The following is a 15,778-nucleotide window of genomic DNA, read 5'->3' as shown; positions in this document are numbered from 1 at the left end:
TTACATAATTTCGCGCGCACGCATTGGCGCGGGCATTGGCACGATTTCTGCTGAGCTATAGTCGTATCCAGGCTCAAGGGGAAATCACAGATGGCAAATTTTTTCAATGAAATGACTGCGGATGACGTGGGGGCCGATAGCAAGGTACGCGAACACTATCGTGAATTCGACAATTGGCTGGCGCAACAAGCCCCCGAGACCATCGCCCGCAAGCGGGCCGAGGCCGACCTGACCTTCCGCCGGGTCGGCATCACGTTCGCCGTGTATGGCGACGATGCCGGCACGGAACGCCTGATTCCTTTCGACACCATCCCGCGCATCATCCCCGCCGCCGAATGGGCGCAGATGCAGACCGGGCTGGTGCAGCGCGTGCAAGCCTTGAACATGTTCATCCATGATATTTATCATGAGCAAAACATCATCAAGGCGGGCATCATTCCCGCCGAGCAAATCTACAAGAACGCCCAGTACCGCCCGGAAATGCAGGGCATTGCCGTCGCCTCCGACATCTACGCCCACATCGCGGGCGTCGACATCGTGCGCGCGGGCCAGGGCGAATTCTATGTCCTGGAAGACAATTTACGCGTGCCCTCGGGCGTGTCCTACATGCTGGAAGACCGCAAGATGATGATGCGATTGTTCCCGGAACTGTTCGCGCGCAACCGCATCGCCCCCGTCGACCATTACCCGGACATGCTGCTGGATAACTTGCGCTCCGTCGCGCCGATGGGCATCGACGACCCCACGGTGGTGGTCATGACGCCGGGCATGTACAACTCGGCCTACTTCGAACACGCCTTTTTGGCCCAGCAAATGGGCGTGGAACTGGTCGAAGGCAAGGATTTGTTTGTCAACGACAACTCCGTGTACATGCGCACCACGCGCGGGCCGAAGCGCGTCGACGTGATCTACCGCAGGGTCGACGACGACTTCCTCGACCCGCTGGCCTTTCGCTCCGATTCCTCGCTGGGCGTGCCGGGCCTGCTGTCCGTCTACCGCGCCGGCCGCGTGACCCTGGCCAACGCCATCGGCACGGGCGTGGCCGACGACAAGTCGATCTATCCGTTTGTGCCCGACATGATCAAGTTTTACCTGTCGCAGGAACCGATACTCAACAACGTACCCACCTACCAGTGCCGCAAGAGCGCCGACCTGTCCTATGTGCTGGCGAACCTGGCGAAACTCGTCGTCAAGGAAGTGCATGGCGCGGGCGGCTACGGCATGCTGGTGGGGCCGGCATCGAGCCTGGCGCAGATCGAGGATTTCCGCCAACGCCTGCTGGCCAATCCGGGCGGCTACATCGCCCAGCCGACACTCGCCCTGTCCGCCTGCCCCACGTATGTCGAGGCCGGCATCGCGCCGCGCCACATCGATCTGCGCCCGTTCGTGCTGTCGGGCAAGACCATTTCCATGGTGCCCGGCGGCCTGACCCGCGTGGCCCTGGGCGAAGGCTCGCTGGTGGTCAATTCCTCGCAGGGGGGCGGCACCAAGGATACGTGGGTGCTGGAACCCGCATTGTCGGAAGAAGGAGAGAAAACATGCTGAGCCGCACCGCCGATCATTTGTTCTGGATGGCCCGCTACACGGAACGGGCGGAAAACACGGCGCGCATGCTGGACGTCAACATGCAGACCTCCATGCTGCCGCAGTCCGAGCAGGACGCGGAACAGGGCTGGCGCGCCACCTTGGGCATTTCCGAGCTGCAAAGCGCGTACGACCACAAATATGGCCGCTTCCACACGCGCGACGTGCTCGACTTCATGGTACGCGACCCGAACAACCCGTCCTCCATCCTCGCCTGCCTGACGGGCGCGCGCGAAAACGCCCGCGCCGTGCGCGGCACCCTGACGACGGAAGTGTGGGAAATCCAGAACGCCACCTGGCTCGACATGCAGAAGCGCCTGAAAAGCAATCTGCTGGAAACGGACCCCAGCGCCTTCTTCGAATGGGTCAAGTACCGTTCGCACCTGTCGCGCGGGGTCACGCTGGGCACCATGCTCAAGGACGAGGCAATTTACTTCATCCGCCTGGGCACCTTCCTCGAGCGGGCCGACAACACGGCGCGCATCCTCGACGTGAAATTCCACGGCGCGCGCGACACCTCGAAAGACATCAACCAGCGCGACTTTTACTACTGGGCCGCCCTGCTGCGCTCCGTTTCCGGCTTCGAGATCTACCGCAAGGTGTACCGCGACGTCATCACCCCGGCCAGGGTGGCGGAATTGCTGATGCTGCGCGGCGACATGCCCAGGTCGCTCCTGGCCTGCATGGACGACGTGGTGGAAAACCTGAAACACATCCGCAACGATGTGTCGGCCGATACGGAGCGTTTCGCCGGCAAGCTGCATGCCGAGCTGAAATTCGGCCACATCGACGACATCATGAAGGCGGGATTGCACCATACCTTGACGGAGTTTCTGGAAAACATCTATGACCTGGGCAACCGGGTCAGCCGCGACTTCCTCGTTCCCCTGGCGGCCTGATGCAGCTCACCATCCGCCACGAAACCCATTACGCCTACAGTGCGCCGCTGGCCTACACCATCCAGCAGCTGCACCTGACGCCGCGTATCGAGCCGCAGCAGCGCGCCCTCTCCTGGCAGATTGCCACGCCGGGCCAGTGCCACGCCTACACGGATGCCTACGGCAACCTGTCGCACATGCTGACCATCAACGGCAGCCATCACGCCCTGAGCCTGGTGGCGCACGGCGTGGTGGAAACCATCTACCCGCACAAGGGACGGCTGAACCTGGTCGATACCCTGTCGCCGCTGCTGTTTACCATGCCGACGCCCCTGACGCAGGCCAATGCCGCCATCGTCGAACTGGCGGCCGCCAGCCTGCCGGACCGCCGGGTGACGGCCGGCACGGGCCATCTGCTGCGCCTGGCCGAACACATCGTCGGCAAGGTGGCGTATGAAAGCGGCGCCACCATCGTCACCACCACGGCCGGCGACGCCCTGGCCCTGGGACGCGGCGTGTGCCAGGACCACGCGCACCTGTTCCTCGCCTGCTGCCACGCCTGGGGCATCCCGGCCCGCTATGTGTCCGGCTATATCGACCCGGGCACGACGGGCCACGCGGCCAGCCACGCCTGGGTCGACGCGTGGACGGAAGACACGGATTTCGCGGGCTGGGTCAGCATCGACGTGACCCACGCGCGGCTGATGACGGACGCGTACTGCCGCCTGGCCATCGGGCGCGACTACGATTCGGCCGCGCCCGTGCGCGGCGTGCGCCAGGGTGGCGGCACGGAAACGTTACGCGTCGACGTGCAGATCGTGCCCGCATGAACGACAGGAATGAGGCTGGCCGGGCCTTGCGGCAGGATGAGCAGGCCCGGCTGGTGTAAAATGCTCCCCCTTTGACTGAAATTGCTACGATGACTTATTGCATAGGCGTGCGCCTGAACGAAGGCCTGGTCTTCCTGTCCGACTCCCGCACCAACGCCGGCGTGGACCAGGTGGGCACCTTCCGCAAGATGAGCGTGTTTGAAAACCCGGGCGACCGCATGCTGGTACTGATGACGGCAGGAAACCTGTCGATCTCGCAGGCGATCCGCCAGCTGGTGTCCGAACACGTGGATGCGGATGGACGCAGCATCTGGAACGTGGGCAATATGTACGAGGCGGCCCGCATCGTGGGCGAAGCCGTGCGCACCGTGCACCAGCGCGAAGCGAAGGCCCTGGCCGACTGCGGCATCGATTTCAACGTCAGCATCATTTTAGGCGGCCAGATTCAAGCGGAGCGCTGCCGCTTGTTCCAGGTGTATTCCGCCGGCAACTTCATCGAATCGCACGATGAAAACACGTATTTCCAGATCGGCGAAGCCAAATACGGCAAGCCCATCATCGACCGGGTCGTCAACCCGTTCACGCGCCTGGACGAGGCGGCCAAGTGCGCGCTCATTTCCATGGATTCCACCCTGCGCTCGAACGTCTCCGTCGGCCTGCCGCTGGACTTGCTCGTCTACGAGACGGGCAGCCTGGCCGTCACGCGCTTCGTCACCATCGATGAAAAGAACCAGTATTTCCGCATGATCCGCGATACCTGGGGCGAGCAGCTGAAACACGTATTCGAAGGCATCGCCGATCCCGTGTGGAACGCGGCGCCCGAGACCACGACGAATGTCTTGTCGTCCACCAATATGCACAGCAAGCCCGTGCGCGTGAGCATTCCCGAGCACGTGGGCCGCGGCGGCCTGACGGTCGCGCCCCTGCAGTCGCTGGCGCAGCAGTTCAGCGACGACAGGCAGCCTTGATGCGCGATACGCGGCGTGCGTGCGCCGCTGGACAAGTCGCTTTCCGCGTGCTTTTATGGCAATATGGGTTGACAGTGAATCCAGATTGAACCGAAAGGCAGGTGGCGCATGGACTTGATCACTTCCGCCGTCGTCGCGGCCATCGAACATCGCGCGCCTGGCCTCGCGCCGGACGCCGTCACCGCCCATTATCATCAGATCAAGGCGGCCATCGCCAAGTTCGACAGTGCCTCCGACATCCTGGCCGCCATCGCGGCGCTGGAAGCCGAGCCTGCCAATATCCGGCTGCAACTGGCGCTCTCCGCGGCATTGGCCAGGGCGAAAGTGCCGGACGACATGGAAACCCTGTTCGCCGCGCAAGGCTTGCTCGATGCGCTGCGGCGCCCGCCCTCGCCATTGCCGCAAGTGGAAGCGGCTCCGGCACCGGCCGACAAGGGCGCCGTCGTCTCGAACTATGCCGTGGTGAAAGTGTATTTCGCCACGGACCGCCAGCGCGACGTGGGCAAGCCGCCGGCCCAGCGCTTCAGCGGCCAGCGCAGCATGGCGGCCGGCAACGGCGCCGATGACGGCCCCCTCAGCTATGGCAGCTGCGACATCAGCATTCCCCGCGACCACCGCATGGGCCAGCTGGAATCGCCATCGCTGTGGCGGCTGGAGTTCCGCGAAGATCCGGCCAAGCACGTGGTGCTGCTGTCGGCCGACGTGCAGGACCGCGAGAATTTCCTTGCCGCCTTGAAAACCCAGATACGCGCCTCGGCCGGCAAGAGCGCCTTTGTGTTCGTCCACGGCTACAACGTGACGTTCGAGGATGCGGCGCGGCGCACAGGACAGATGGCCTATGACCTGGGCTTTGACGGCGCGCCCGTCTTCTACAGCTGGCCGTCGCAGGGCGACGTCGGCGGCTACACCATCGATGAAAACAATATCGAATGGAGCGCGCCGCACATCACGGCCTTCCTGGCCGACTTTCTTGCCAGCACGGACGCGGCGCAAGTCTATCTGGTGGGCCACAGCATGGGCAGCCGGGGCCTGACGCGCGCCGTGGCCGATTTGCTGGCCGCGCAGCCGCCACTGGCGCAAAAGATTACGGAAATCATCCTCTCCGCGCCCGATATCGACGCGGCCATCTTCAAGCACGATATCGCGCCGAAACTGGCCCGTGCGCGCAACCCCGTCACCTTGTACGCCTCGTCGCAAGACCTGGCCCTGGCCGCCTCGAAGGCCGTGCACGGCTACCCGCGCGCGGGCGACAGCGGCGCCGGCATGCTGATCGTGGCCGGCGTGGAAACCATCGACGCCACCGGTGTCGACACCAGCTTCATGAAGCATTCCTACTTTGCGGAAAAGCGCTCGGCCCTGTCGGACATGTTTTATCTGATACGCAACCATGCGCGCGCGGACCAGCGCTTTCTCGACCCTGTCGATACGCTGGCGGGCCGCTACTGGACGTTCAAACCGTGACGCCGCTTCATGCCCGTGGTCACGCATGCTAAGATACGGCCATGAGGGTGCCAAAGGCACGGCGATGACGCCGCCAGCCCGTCCACCCGTAAGCAGGCCATATTATGTTGACATCATCTTCTACCCCGCAAGCCGAATCGCTGATCCGCAACACCAACGCCCGCGTCACCAAGACGCGCGTGAAGGTGCTCGACTTTCTGATGGCGCAAAGCCGTTCGCTGACCCACCATGAAATCCAGCAGGCGCTGTCGCAGGACAGCGATATCGATTCGGTCACCTTGTACCGCGTGCTGGAATGGCTGACGGAAAATGCACTGGTGCACCGCATCGCCGGTGCCGACCAGGTGTGGCGCTTCAGCGCGGGCGCCGGACACCAGGCGCACGAACATGCGCATTTCCAGTGCACCAAGTGCGCCAACGTCACCTGCTTCAATGAAGTCAAGCTGCCCACGCCCGTGGCCTTGCCGGAAGGCTTCAGCGGCGACGAGGTCGATTACCTGATCAAGGGCCTGTGCCCGCGCTGCAAGTAAGTCCCGGGCATTTCACCTGAGCAGCAAGGCCAGGTGATACTCGTCATAGAATAGCTCGCCCACGCGCAGCGAGCGCGGCTCGGTGCCATAGGCGATAAATCCCAGCGATTCATACAGCCGCAAGGCGGCGTTATTTTCCGCATTCACGCTCAGGTGCACCTGCAGGATGGCCGGGTCGCGCTCGGCCTGGTCGATGCAGGCATGCACGAGACGCCGCGCCACGCCCTTGCCCCGTTGCCCCACATCCACGAAGACACCCCACAGCATGGCCTTGTGCGACAGCTGGCGCAAGGGTTCGCGCCGCAGGCCGGCAAAGCCGACCAGCCGTTCGCCATCGAAGGCGCCGAAAGCGCGCTGCATGGGGCCGTCGGCGATGCGCCGCGCATGCTCTTGCGGCGTGCGCGCCAGTTCATCGTCGCGCGAGGAAGAAAACGAACTGGGCGAATCGAGGATGGCGCGCAGGCGCAGCGCGCAAAAGGCGGCGGTGTCGGCTGGCGTCAGCAGGCGGATGGTGGTATCGGTGGCGGACATGGCGGGACCCTGAGTTTTTTTGCATTATACCCACGCCGCCCCCGGCGCACGTTCAGCGCGCCTTCCAGCCCTGCACGCCATGCAGGGTCCAGCCGTACAGGGCCGCCGTCAGCAGCACCATGGCCGCGCCCAGCGCCGCCATCCAGCTGTCCGGCAAGCTCCACGCCGGGTCCAGCTTGCCTGCCGCCATATACGCGGCCATGGCCACGCAGATGGCAACGATGGGCCAGCCCAGGCGGCGCCGGAAGGCGCGCACGATGTCTTGCTGGCCCGTACGCATGACCCTGGCCGTGACCCAGCCATCGAAGGTGTCCGTCACGCCCATGCCGACGGCGAACACGCCGCCCGTCAGCAAGGCCGGCCCCATGCCGCCCAAGGCCACGGCCGCATAGCCCCAGGCGGCCGCCTGCAGGGCCGTATCGAACACCAGCGCGAACAGCATGCCCACCAAAATGCCGCCCAGCGGGCCGGAAGCGCCGCGCAGCGTGCGCGGCAGCAGCAGGCCGCGCACGCTGGCCAGTCGCGCCCCGGCCAGCAAGGTGCGCGCATTCATGCCGGCGATCAGCAGCAGCAAGGCGATGGGCAGCCATTCCAGCCAGCCGAACAGGGTGGGCGATGGCGTCCATTGCCGCGACGCCACGGCGGCCACGGCCACGATGGCCAGCACGGTGAGGCCATGCCCCAGCGCAAACATCGCGCCCATCCATGGCGCCCAGCGCGCATGCCGCGGCAGGCTGCGCAGGGTCAGGCCATCGACGGCGGCCAGGTGGTCCGGTTCCAGGCCGTGCCGCATGCCCAGCAGAAAGATCAGCGCCAGGGCGGGCAAGCCCGCTTCCACGCTCACGCCCCTGCCCCGGCCGATGCGTCGGCCAGCGCTTCAAGCAGCACGCTGGCGGGAGTGGCCGCGCCGGCCACGCAACGGTCCAGGCCCCGTGTGAGCATGTCCCGCGGCAAGTCGCGGCCGATGAAGATCATGGTGCTGGCGCGCGTTTCCCCCTCGCGCCACGGCGCGCCCAGTTCCGAGCCCATCAGCATGTGCACGCCCTGGAAGACGGCGCGGCACGGCACGCCGGCCACGTGCAATATGCCCTTGTAGCGCATCAGCTGGGTGCCGAACAGCTGCACCACGGCATCGAGGAAGTTTTCCACCTGCAGCAAATCGAGCGCCTGCGCCTGGTGATACACGAACGATTGCACGCCGTCGCCATGGCGGTGGCCAAGTTCGCCGAGGAAATCCGGCTCCAGTTCGACGATGGCGTTCAGGTTGAAACCGCGGATATTCAGGATCTCGCGCAGGGGCACGTTGCCAAAACTGAGCTTTTGCATGCGGGCGCGGCCATTGATGGCGGCCAGGCGCTGGCGCAGCGCCGCCAGTTCCACCTTGCCGACCAGGTCCGTCTTCGACAGCAGGATGCGGTCGGCAAAACCCACCTGCTCCTGCGCCTCCTGGTGCGCCGTCAATTGCTGCTGTGCATGGCGCGCATCGACCACCGTCAAAATCGCGTCGAGCAGGTAAAACTCGCTGACGCTGGGCTCGGCAAAGAAGGTTTGCGCCACGGGTCCCGGCGCGGCCAGGCCCGTCGTCTCGATGATGACGTGATCAAACGTGATGGTGCCCGCCGCGCGCCTGGCGTGCAATTCGCCCAAAATGCGGATCAGGTCGCCCCGCACGCTGCAGCAGATGCAGCCATTGTTCATTTCCACGATCTGCTCGTCGCTGTCCTGCACCAGCAAGCCATGGTCGATGCTTTCGGCGGCGAATTCGTTTTCGATCACGGCGATGCGCAGGCCGTGCTTGCCCTGCAATATGCGCTTGAGCAAGGTGGTTTTCCCGCTGCCGAGAAAACCCGTGATGATGGTGACGGGGATCAATTCTGTCATGGTGTATTCCTGTTACGGGTTAGTCTTCCAGTGCTTCCATGCTTTGCCATTGGGGAAACGGGTCGGGCAAGCTGCGCCAGGCCGCCATGCCCTGGCGCGTTTCCGCATGGTTGAGTTGACATTTCCTCAAGTCCGCCTCGATGGCGGCCTGGTCCATGTCCTGGCCGATGAAGACGAGCTCCTGGTAGCGGTCGCCATACGTTTCGCTCCAGCCCGCCGTCACTTCCGCCAGCGATTCCGCATCCGTCGGCCAGCGCTCCTTCGGCACGGCCGCCCACCACAGGCCCACGGGCTCGATATTCATCAGCTTGCCCGCGCCGGACAGGCTGGCCACCCATTCCGGGCGGCTGGCCAGCCAGAAATATCCCTTGCTGCGCACCACGCCCGGTATCGGCTGCGAAATATAGTCGTGCAAGCGCTGCGCGTGGAACGGTTCCTTGCCCCGGTAGACGAAGCTGCCGATGCCGTACGTTTCCGTCTCCGGCGTGTGGGTACCTGCCAGCTCCCGGGCCCAGCCCGGCATGCTGGCCGCCTGCTCTAGGTTGAACAGGTTCGTGCCGAGGATGGCGTCCAGCGGCACGACGGACTGGTTGGTTTCGAGGATGCGCGCGCCGGGATTCAAGGCCCGGATGACGGCCAGCACGCGCCGGCGCTGTGCCGCATCGACCATGTCCACCTTGTTGAGGACGATGACATTGGCAAACTCGATCTGTTCCGTGAGCAAATTGGCCAGCTGGCGGTCGTCGCCCTCGCCCGCCGTCTCGCCGCGCTGCTCCAGGCTGTCTTCGCTATGGAAGTCCGCCAGCAGGTTGGCGCAGTCGACGACGGTGACCATGCAGTCGATGCGCGCCACGTCGTTCAGGCTGTCGCCGTGCTCGTCCTCGAAGTCGAAAGTGGCGGCCACGGGCATCGGTTCGCCCACGCCCGTCGACTCGATCAGCAGGTAGTCGAAGCGGTCCTCGGCCGCCAGGCGCCGCACTTCCAGCAGCAAATCGTCGCGCAGGGTGCAGCAGATGCAGCCGTTCGACATCTCGACGAGTTTTTCTTCCGTGCGCGACAGGGCCGCGCCGGCCGCCGCCGCGCTGTCCTTCACCAGCGCGGCGTCGATATTGACTTCGCTCATGTCGTTGACGATGACGGCCACGCGCTTGCCTTCGCGGTTGCGCAGTATGTGGTTGAGCAAGGTGGTCTTGCCGGCGCCGAGAAAGCCGGACAGGACGGTGACGGGGAGTATGCGCTGGGTCATGGGTATCTTTCGGATGGTCGATGAGGGGGCAATGGAGCGATAACTTTAAATGCAAGTCGATTGCGTTTTAAATTATAATGCAGCTCAGTTGCATTTGTGCGGTCATTTCATCGCGCCACCTTCTGCCACCTTGAAAAGAGAAACCATGCTCCACCTCGCCTCACTGACGTATGGCTACGGCGATACCGCTGCCGAAGCGGTGCTCGACATTGCCGCCTTTCACCTGCCCGCCGGCCGCCACGCCCTGCTGCTGGGGCCGTCCGGCTCGGGAAAGTCGACCCTGCTGCATTTGCTGGCCGGCATCCTGGCGCCGCAAGCGGGGCGGCTGGAAGTGGCGGGCACGTCCCTGCCCGCCCTGACGCCGCGCCAGCGCGACAGCTGGCGCGGCCGCACCGTCGGCTTGCTGCCACAGCAATTGGCGCTGGTGGCCAGCTTGAGCGTGCTGGAGAATGTCCTGCTGCCCGCCTACGCCAGCGGCCAGCGGGCCGATCCGGCCCGCGCCGCCAGCCTGCTGGACCAGCTGGGCCTGGGCGACAAGCTGGCGGCCTGCCCGCACGAACTGAGCGGCGGCCAGCGGCAACGGGCCGCCATCGCCCGGGCCGTCGTCATGCGTCCGCAACTGATACTGGCCGACGAACCGACGGCCAACCTCGACGATGCCGCCTGCGCCGCCGTCATCGCGTTGCTGGCCAGCCAGGCCGCGCTGGCTGGCGCCACGCTCATCATCGCCAGCCACGACGCCCGCGTGCTGGCCGCCCTGCCGCAGGCCAAGGTGCTGCGCCTGCCCCAGATGCGGGCGGCGGCATGAACGCCTTGACCCTGGCCTGGCGCGCCCTGCGCCACAAGCCGCTGGCGTCCAGCCTGAACCTGCTGCTGCTCGCCATCGGCATCGCCATGATGACGTTCCTCCTCGGCGTATCCAGCCAGCTGGAAGAGCACGCCGAACGCGATGCCCGCGGCATCGACCTGGTGGTGGGCGCCAAGGGTTCGCCGCTGCAACTGATCCTGTCGTCCGTGTACCACGCCGATATTCCGACCGGTAATATCCCCGCAGGCGCGCTGGCCACGCTGGCCGCGCAGCCGCTGGTGGACAGCGTCATTCCCCTGGCCCTGGGCGACAATTTCCACGGCTTTCGCATCGTCGGCAGCACCACGGCGCTGGCCAGGCACTATGGCGCGCAGCTGGCGCAAGGCCAGCTGTTCACGCAGCCGATGCAAGCCGTGTTCGGCGCCCGCGCCGCGCGCGAGACGGGGGCGACCCTGGGCGCCAGCTTTGCCGGCGCGCACGGCCTGGCGCCGGGCGGCGAGCTGCACGCGCATGCGCCGTATACCGTCGTGGGCATCCTGCAGCCGACCGGCAGCGTGCTCGATCGCCTGATCCTCACGCCTGTCGCCTCCGTGTGGCAGGTGCATGAAACGGACCCCGATGAACAGCCAGCCGACGCGGCCGCCGCGCCCGAGCGCGAGCTGACGGCCGTGCTGGTGCGGTACGCCTCGCCGCTGGCCGCCGTCTTCCTGCCGCGCTGGGTGAATGGCCAGGCCCGGCTGCAGGCGGCGCAGCCCGCCTTCGAGGCGGCGCGCCTGTTCAAGCTGCTGGGCGTGGGCCTCGATGTGCTGCGGGCCATCGCCGCCGGCGTGCTGCTGGTGGCGGCCCTGTCGCTGTTCGTGGCCCTGTATGGCGCGCTGGAAGAGCGCAGGACGGACATGGCCATCCTGCGCACCCTGGGCGCCTCGCCGTCAAAACTGCTGCGCCTGCTGCTGGCGCAGGGCTTGCTGCTGTCGCTGGCCGGCGCGGCCATCGGCTGGCTGCTGGGCCATGCCGGCCTCGGCGTCTTGGCCTCGATGCAGGAGCTGAACCTCCAGCCCTGGCGCGTTGCCGCCGGCGAAGCGTGGCTGCCCGTGATCGCCGTGGCCGTCGGCTTGCTGGCCGCCGCCATTCCCGCCGCGCGCGCCTACCGCACGGATATCGCCGCCACCCTGGCGCGCCCCTGAAAGGAACGAATATGTCGAAAATGTCGAAAATCATGCTATTGGGCGCGTGCGCGCTGCTGGCTACAGGGGTGCAGGCCGCGCCCGCCAGCGAACCGCCGTCGTTCTTCGCCCCCTTGACGGAGATTCCCGGCGTGGTGTCCTGGAAACTCCTCGGCCAGGCCACCACCGTGAAAGCGAAAAAGGGCCGCATGGTGCCGCACTACACGCCGGCAATCAGCGCGCTCGACAATACCGAGGTGAAGGTGCAAGGCTTCATGATGCCCTTGGAGCCGGGCCAGAAGCAAAAACACTTCCTGCTGACCGTCACCTCGGCCAGCTGCCCCTTTTGCCTGCCGGCCGGCCCCGAAGGCGTGGTGGAAATCAGGAGCCGGACGCCCGTGAAATTCAGCTACGCGCCCTTCATCGTGCAAGGCAGGCTGAAAGTGCTGGCCAGCGACCCCATGGGCCTGTACTACCGCATGACGGACGCGGCGGTGGTGCCGCAATGAAGGGCCGGGCGGCGCTGCTGTTGCTTGTCGCCTGTCAGGCCGGCGCCGCGCCGCTGGCATTTGACTTGCCGCGACTCGATGGCGGCGGCAGGCTGACGCTTGCTCAGTTCCATGGCCGCGCCGTGGTGCTGAACTTCTGGGTCAGCACCTGCCTGCCCTGCGTGCGCGAGTTGCCTATCATCAATGCCTATGCCGCGCGCCAGCCCCAACTCCCCGTCATCGGCATCGCCATCGATGCGCAACAAGCAGCGCAAACGTTTTTGCGCCGCTACCCTGCCAGCTATCCGCAGCTCCAGGCGCCGCCCGCTCTGTTATCCAGATTCGGCAATCAAATCAAGGGATTGCCGTACACAGTTATCCTAACTTCTGAACATCGGATCTGCGCGCGGCGCCTGGGGCCCGTCGATGCGGCCTGGCTCGACGAGGCCGTGGCCGCCTGCCGCTGAGCACGCGTCCATGCGCCCCGCACGGCTGTCATCGCCGCGTCACATGGCGGCGTTACAGTCGCGTCCTTTGCATCTACTTGAGGGCGGTAATGAAAACAAATTGGGTCATGCTGGCGGCGCTGGCAAGTGTGGGGCTGGTCGGTTGCAACGGCAGTTCGACTACCCCGGCCACACCGGCCATTCCGGAAGGCACGACGGTGAGCGTGGCCTTGCTGGAAACCACGGACATCCATTCGAATGTCCTGAGCTACAACTATTATGCGCTGGCGGAAGACACGAGCCTGGGCCTGGAGCGCACATCGACCCTGATCCAGGCGGCGCGCGCGGAAAATCCGAACAATGTGCTGCTCGACGATGGCGACGTCATCCAGGGCACCTTGCTGGCCGACCTGCAGGCCGTGGCCGCGCCCGTGCCCTGTTCCGGCACCCTGGCCGTGCACAAGGCCATGAACGCGCTGAAATACGACGCGGGCGGCATGGGCAACCATGAATTCAACTATGGCCTGGCTTACCTGAGCCAGATCACCAACACGGATTTCGGCATTCCCGGCGTGGCCAAGCCGACGGGCACCTGCGGCGCGCCCGCCTTTCCTTCCGTGCTGAGCAACGTCGTCGGCGTGGCCAGCGGCAAGCCCCTCTTCCAGCCCTACACCGTGCTGCCGCGCGATTTCGCCGCCACGGCGCCCGATGGCAGCAAGCTGACCGTGAAGATCAATGTGGGCGTGCTGAGCTTCGTGCCGCCGCAAATCCTCGAATGGGACCAGAAAGTGCTCGCCGGCAAGGTCAGCGTGACGGGCGTGCAGGAAGCGGCGAAACAGTATGTGCCGGAATTGCGCAGCAAGGGCGCCGACCTGGTTGTGGCCCTGTCGCATGGCGGCCTGGACACCAGCCCCTACAGCCCGAAGATGGAAAACGGCAGTTATCACCTGACCAGCACGGGCATCGACGCGCTGATGATCGGCCACTCGCATTTGATCTTCCCGAAAGGCAAGGAAGTAGGCGCGGCCGCGCTGGACGCCTCGTTCGCCGCCTTCCCCGCCAGCGCCAAGATCGACGCCGTCAACGGCTTCGTGAATGGCGTGCCGACCGTCATGGCGCAAAGCTGGGGCCGCCGTTTGGGCATCATCAAGCTGACCATGGTGTACCAGGGCGGCAAGTGGGTGGTGCAGCCGGCCAAGACGACGGTCGAGTCGCGCGGCTTCAAGTACACGGATGGCACGACCCTCGTGAAAGCCGACCCGGCGATCGCGCCGCTGGTAGCCACCGAGCACGCGGCCACCATCGCCTACGCCAGGCAGCCGCTGGGCATCAGCACGGATTTCGAGATGTCCGCCTACTTCGCGCTGGTGGGCGACGTGAGCGCCATCCAGCTGGTGAACCAGGCGCAGCTCGATTATGTAAAAAACTTCATCGCCACCAGCACGGATGCCACCTTGTCCAGCTACAAGAACATCCCCGTCATCTCGTGCAGCGCGCCGTTCAAGGCGGGCCGCAACGGGCCATCGGACTTCACGGACGTGGCCTCGGGCGCCACGCCAGCCGCGCCGGTCGGCTTGCAAGTGCGCAATCCGGGCGACCTGTATTTATATAGCAATAACAACCTGCAAGCCGTGAAAATCAAGGGCGCGGACTTGAAGGCGTGGCTGGAAACGTCGGCCAGGCAATTCGCCCAGATCGACCCGAGCGCCACGGCCGAACAGGACCTGGTGCCGTCGTATGGCACGATCTATAACTATGACGTGTTCTACGCGGAAAACAATGCCCTCACCTACCAGATCGACGTGACGAAAAAGCCGGGCAGCCGCATCGTCAACCTGACGTACAAGGGCGCGCCGGTGGCCGATGGCGATGATTTCATCGTCGCCACCAACGACTACCGCGCCGGTGGCGGCGGCGCCGTGCCCGGCATCGACGGCAGCAAGACCATCATCAAGTCGCCCGATGCGAACCAGGCCGTCGTCAGCAATTACCTGGCGTCGCTGAGCACCAAGGGCGGCAAAGTGACCTTGGCGGCCAATGGCAGCGCGCGCAGCTGGAGCTTCGTCAAGACGGCCACGGCCGGTCCCGTGATCCTGCGCTCGGCGCCGGGCCACCTGGCGCTGGCGCAAGGCAGCGGCATCGCCAGCGTGGCGGCCGAAGGCGGACTCGACGCCAGCGGCTTCGCCAAGTACCGCATCGACCTGAGCAAATAAGGTCCTGGGCCGGGACAAGGCTTGTCCCGGCCCGTTCTGATGAAAGGTGATCAAGATGAAACAAGCGCTGTCCCTCCCCGCCGTCCTCCTGGCAGCGGCCCTGGCCGCCTGTCAAGCCTCGCCGCCGCCCACGGCGGCCGAAATCGAAGCCGTCGCCATGCATGCGCGCCAGGCGGGCGACCACCAGGCCGAGCGCAAGGTACGCGGCTGGGCCAGCAAGGACATGCCCGTGGCCGAACGCGAACTGGCGCTGATTTACCAGGCCCGGCCCGCGCGCCGCGCCGATGCGCTGAAATTATTTGAACAGGCGGCCCGCGCGGGCGACACGGAAGCCGCATTCGAGCTGGGCCAGATGCTGCGCGCGGCGGAACCGGGGCAAGCATGGCTGTGGTACCGGCAGGCGGCGCAGCAAGGCCACGCCAAAGCGGCCCTGATGCTGGGGTTGCTGGCGGCGAATGGCGAAGGCGTGCCGAAGGACCCCGTGATCGCGGCGCGCTGGCTGGACAAATCGAGCGAACTGGGCAATGCACACGCCATGTTCCTGCTGTATAACGCCTACCGCGAAGGCCGCGGCGTGCCGCGCGACCTGGCCAAGGGCCATGCGTTGCTGGAAGAAGCGGCCCACCACGAATACCCGCCCGCCATCCAGGAACTGGCCATGACGCTGCAGGCCGACGACGCCCTGCGCGCCGGCCACCTGATGAAGGAAGCGACGGAGCACCGGCACAATAACTGGAACCGTTTTTAGAGA

Annotated in this window: 16 protein-coding genes; 12 read left to right on the top strand and 4 right to left on the bottom strand. The window is 65.5% G+C overall.

Going from position 1 to position 15,778, the window contains the following annotated elements; genetic code table 11:
* Positions 1-90: 90 nt before the first annotated feature.
* The 6 genes from BM193_RS09925 to BM193_RS09900 all read left to right on the top strand — a co-directional run bounded on the left by BM193_RS09925 (position 91) and on the right by BM193_RS09900 (position 6,251).
* The gene (locus BM193_RS09925) at positions 91-1,545 is read left to right on the top strand and encodes a circularly permuted type 2 ATP-grasp protein (protein ID WP_092797577.1); all 1,455 of its coding nucleotides are present in this window, start codon (positions 91-93) and stop codon (positions 1,543-1,545) included.
* Positions 1,539-2,483, top strand: coding sequence for an alpha-E domain-containing protein (locus BM193_RS09920; protein ID WP_092797576.1), 945 nt, complete (start codon positions 1,539-1,541; stop codon positions 2,481-2,483). The genes BM193_RS09925 and BM193_RS09920 overlap by 7 nt, the downstream gene beginning before the upstream one ends.
* Positions 2,483-3,292, top strand: a complete 810-nt coding sequence (locus tag BM193_RS09915) for a transglutaminase family protein (protein WP_092797575.1) — start codon at positions 2,483-2,485, stop codon at positions 3,290-3,292. Before BM193_RS09920 ends, BM193_RS09915 begins: the two co-directional genes overlap by 1 nt.
* Before the next feature lie 89 nt (positions 3,293-3,381).
* Positions 3,382-4,260 carry a proteasome-type protease gene (locus BM193_RS09910; protein WP_092797574.1) on the top strand — a complete coding sequence of 293 codons (879 nt, stop codon included), beginning with the start codon at positions 3,382-3,384 and terminating at the stop codon, positions 4,258-4,260.
* 108 nt (positions 4,261-4,368) lie between these two features.
* Positions 4,369-5,721 carry an alpha/beta hydrolase gene (locus tag BM193_RS09905; protein WP_092797573.1) on the top strand — a complete coding sequence of 451 codons (1,353 nt, stop codon included), beginning with the start codon at positions 4,369-4,371 and terminating at the stop codon, positions 5,719-5,721.
* A 104-nt stretch (positions 5,722-5,825) separates the two neighbouring features.
* Complete coding sequence (locus tag BM193_RS09900) at positions 5,826-6,251, top strand: Fur family transcriptional regulator (RefSeq protein WP_092797572.1); 426 nt, start codon at positions 5,826-5,828, stop codon at positions 6,249-6,251.
* A 12-nt stretch (positions 6,252-6,263) separates the two neighbouring features.
* Here the strand turns inward: BM193_RS09900 and BM193_RS09895 are convergent, their stop codons facing one another.
* From BM193_RS09895 to zigA, 4 genes are read right to left on the bottom strand one after another with little or no spacing between them, the layout of a single operon-like run.
* Positions 6,264-6,782 carry a GNAT family N-acetyltransferase gene (locus tag BM193_RS09895; protein ID WP_092797571.1) on the bottom strand — a complete coding sequence of 173 codons (519 nt, stop codon included), beginning with the start codon at positions 6,780-6,782 and terminating at the stop codon, positions 6,264-6,266.
* A 52-nt stretch (positions 6,783-6,834) separates the two neighbouring features.
* On the bottom strand, positions 6,835-7,626 hold the full coding sequence (locus BM193_RS09890; protein ID WP_092797570.1) for a HoxN/HupN/NixA family nickel/cobalt transporter: 792 nt from the start codon (positions 7,624-7,626) through the stop codon (positions 6,835-6,837).
* A complete protein-coding gene (locus BM193_RS09885) occupies positions 7,623-8,663 on the bottom strand; it encodes a CobW family GTP-binding protein (RefSeq protein WP_092797569.1) in 1,041 nt (346 codons plus the stop codon). The genes BM193_RS09890 and BM193_RS09885 overlap by 4 nt, the downstream gene beginning before the upstream one ends.
* A gap of 19 nt (positions 8,664-8,682) precedes the next feature.
* Positions 8,683-9,909, bottom strand: coding sequence for a zinc metallochaperone GTPase ZigA (zigA, locus tag BM193_RS09880; RefSeq protein WP_175533223.1), 1,227 nt, complete (start codon positions 9,907-9,909; stop codon positions 8,683-8,685).
* A gap of 145 nt (positions 9,910-10,054) precedes the next feature.
* Between zigA and BM193_RS09875 the strand changes: the two genes are divergently transcribed.
* From BM193_RS09875 to BM193_RS09850, 6 genes are all read left to right on the top strand, one after another.
* Complete coding sequence (locus BM193_RS09875) at positions 10,055-10,717, top strand: ABC transporter ATP-binding protein (RefSeq protein WP_175533222.1); 663 nt, start codon at positions 10,055-10,057, stop codon at positions 10,715-10,717.
* Positions 10,714-11,901: an FtsX-like permease family protein gene (locus tag BM193_RS09870; protein WP_092797566.1), complete on the top strand. Its 1,188-nt coding sequence runs from the start codon at positions 10,714-10,716 to the stop codon at positions 11,899-11,901. Before BM193_RS09875 ends, BM193_RS09870 begins: the two co-directional genes overlap by 4 nt.
* 11 nt (positions 11,902-11,912) lie before the next feature.
* On the top strand, positions 11,913-12,389 hold the full coding sequence (locus BM193_RS09865) for a DUF3299 domain-containing protein (protein ID WP_092797565.1): 477 nt from the start codon (positions 11,913-11,915) through the stop codon (positions 12,387-12,389).
* On the top strand, positions 12,386-12,835 hold the full coding sequence (locus tag BM193_RS09860; RefSeq protein WP_092797564.1) for a TlpA family protein disulfide reductase: 450 nt from the start codon (positions 12,386-12,388) through the stop codon (positions 12,833-12,835). The genes BM193_RS09865 and BM193_RS09860 overlap by 4 nt, the downstream gene beginning before the upstream one ends.
* Positions 12,836-12,924: 89 nt before the next feature.
* Positions 12,925-15,027: a bifunctional 2',3'-cyclic-nucleotide 2'-phosphodiesterase/3'-nucleotidase gene (locus BM193_RS09855; RefSeq protein WP_092797563.1), complete on the top strand. Its 2,103-nt coding sequence runs from the start codon at positions 12,925-12,927 to the stop codon at positions 15,025-15,027.
* A gap of 55 nt (positions 15,028-15,082) precedes the next feature.
* The gene (locus BM193_RS09850) at positions 15,083-15,775 is read left to right on the top strand and encodes a tetratricopeptide repeat protein (protein WP_092797562.1); all 693 of its coding nucleotides are present in this window, start codon (positions 15,083-15,085) and stop codon (positions 15,773-15,775) included.
* The last annotated feature ends 3 nt before the right edge of the window (positions 15,776-15,778 follow it).

Origin of the sequence: Janthinobacterium sp. 344 (assembly GCF_900112025.1) — a bacterium.
Lineage (GTDB): Bacteria > Pseudomonadota > Gammaproteobacteria > Burkholderiales > Burkholderiaceae_D > Janthinobacterium.
Note: the sequence above shows the minus strand (reverse complement) of the source record. Positions and strands in the feature narration are given on the sequence as shown.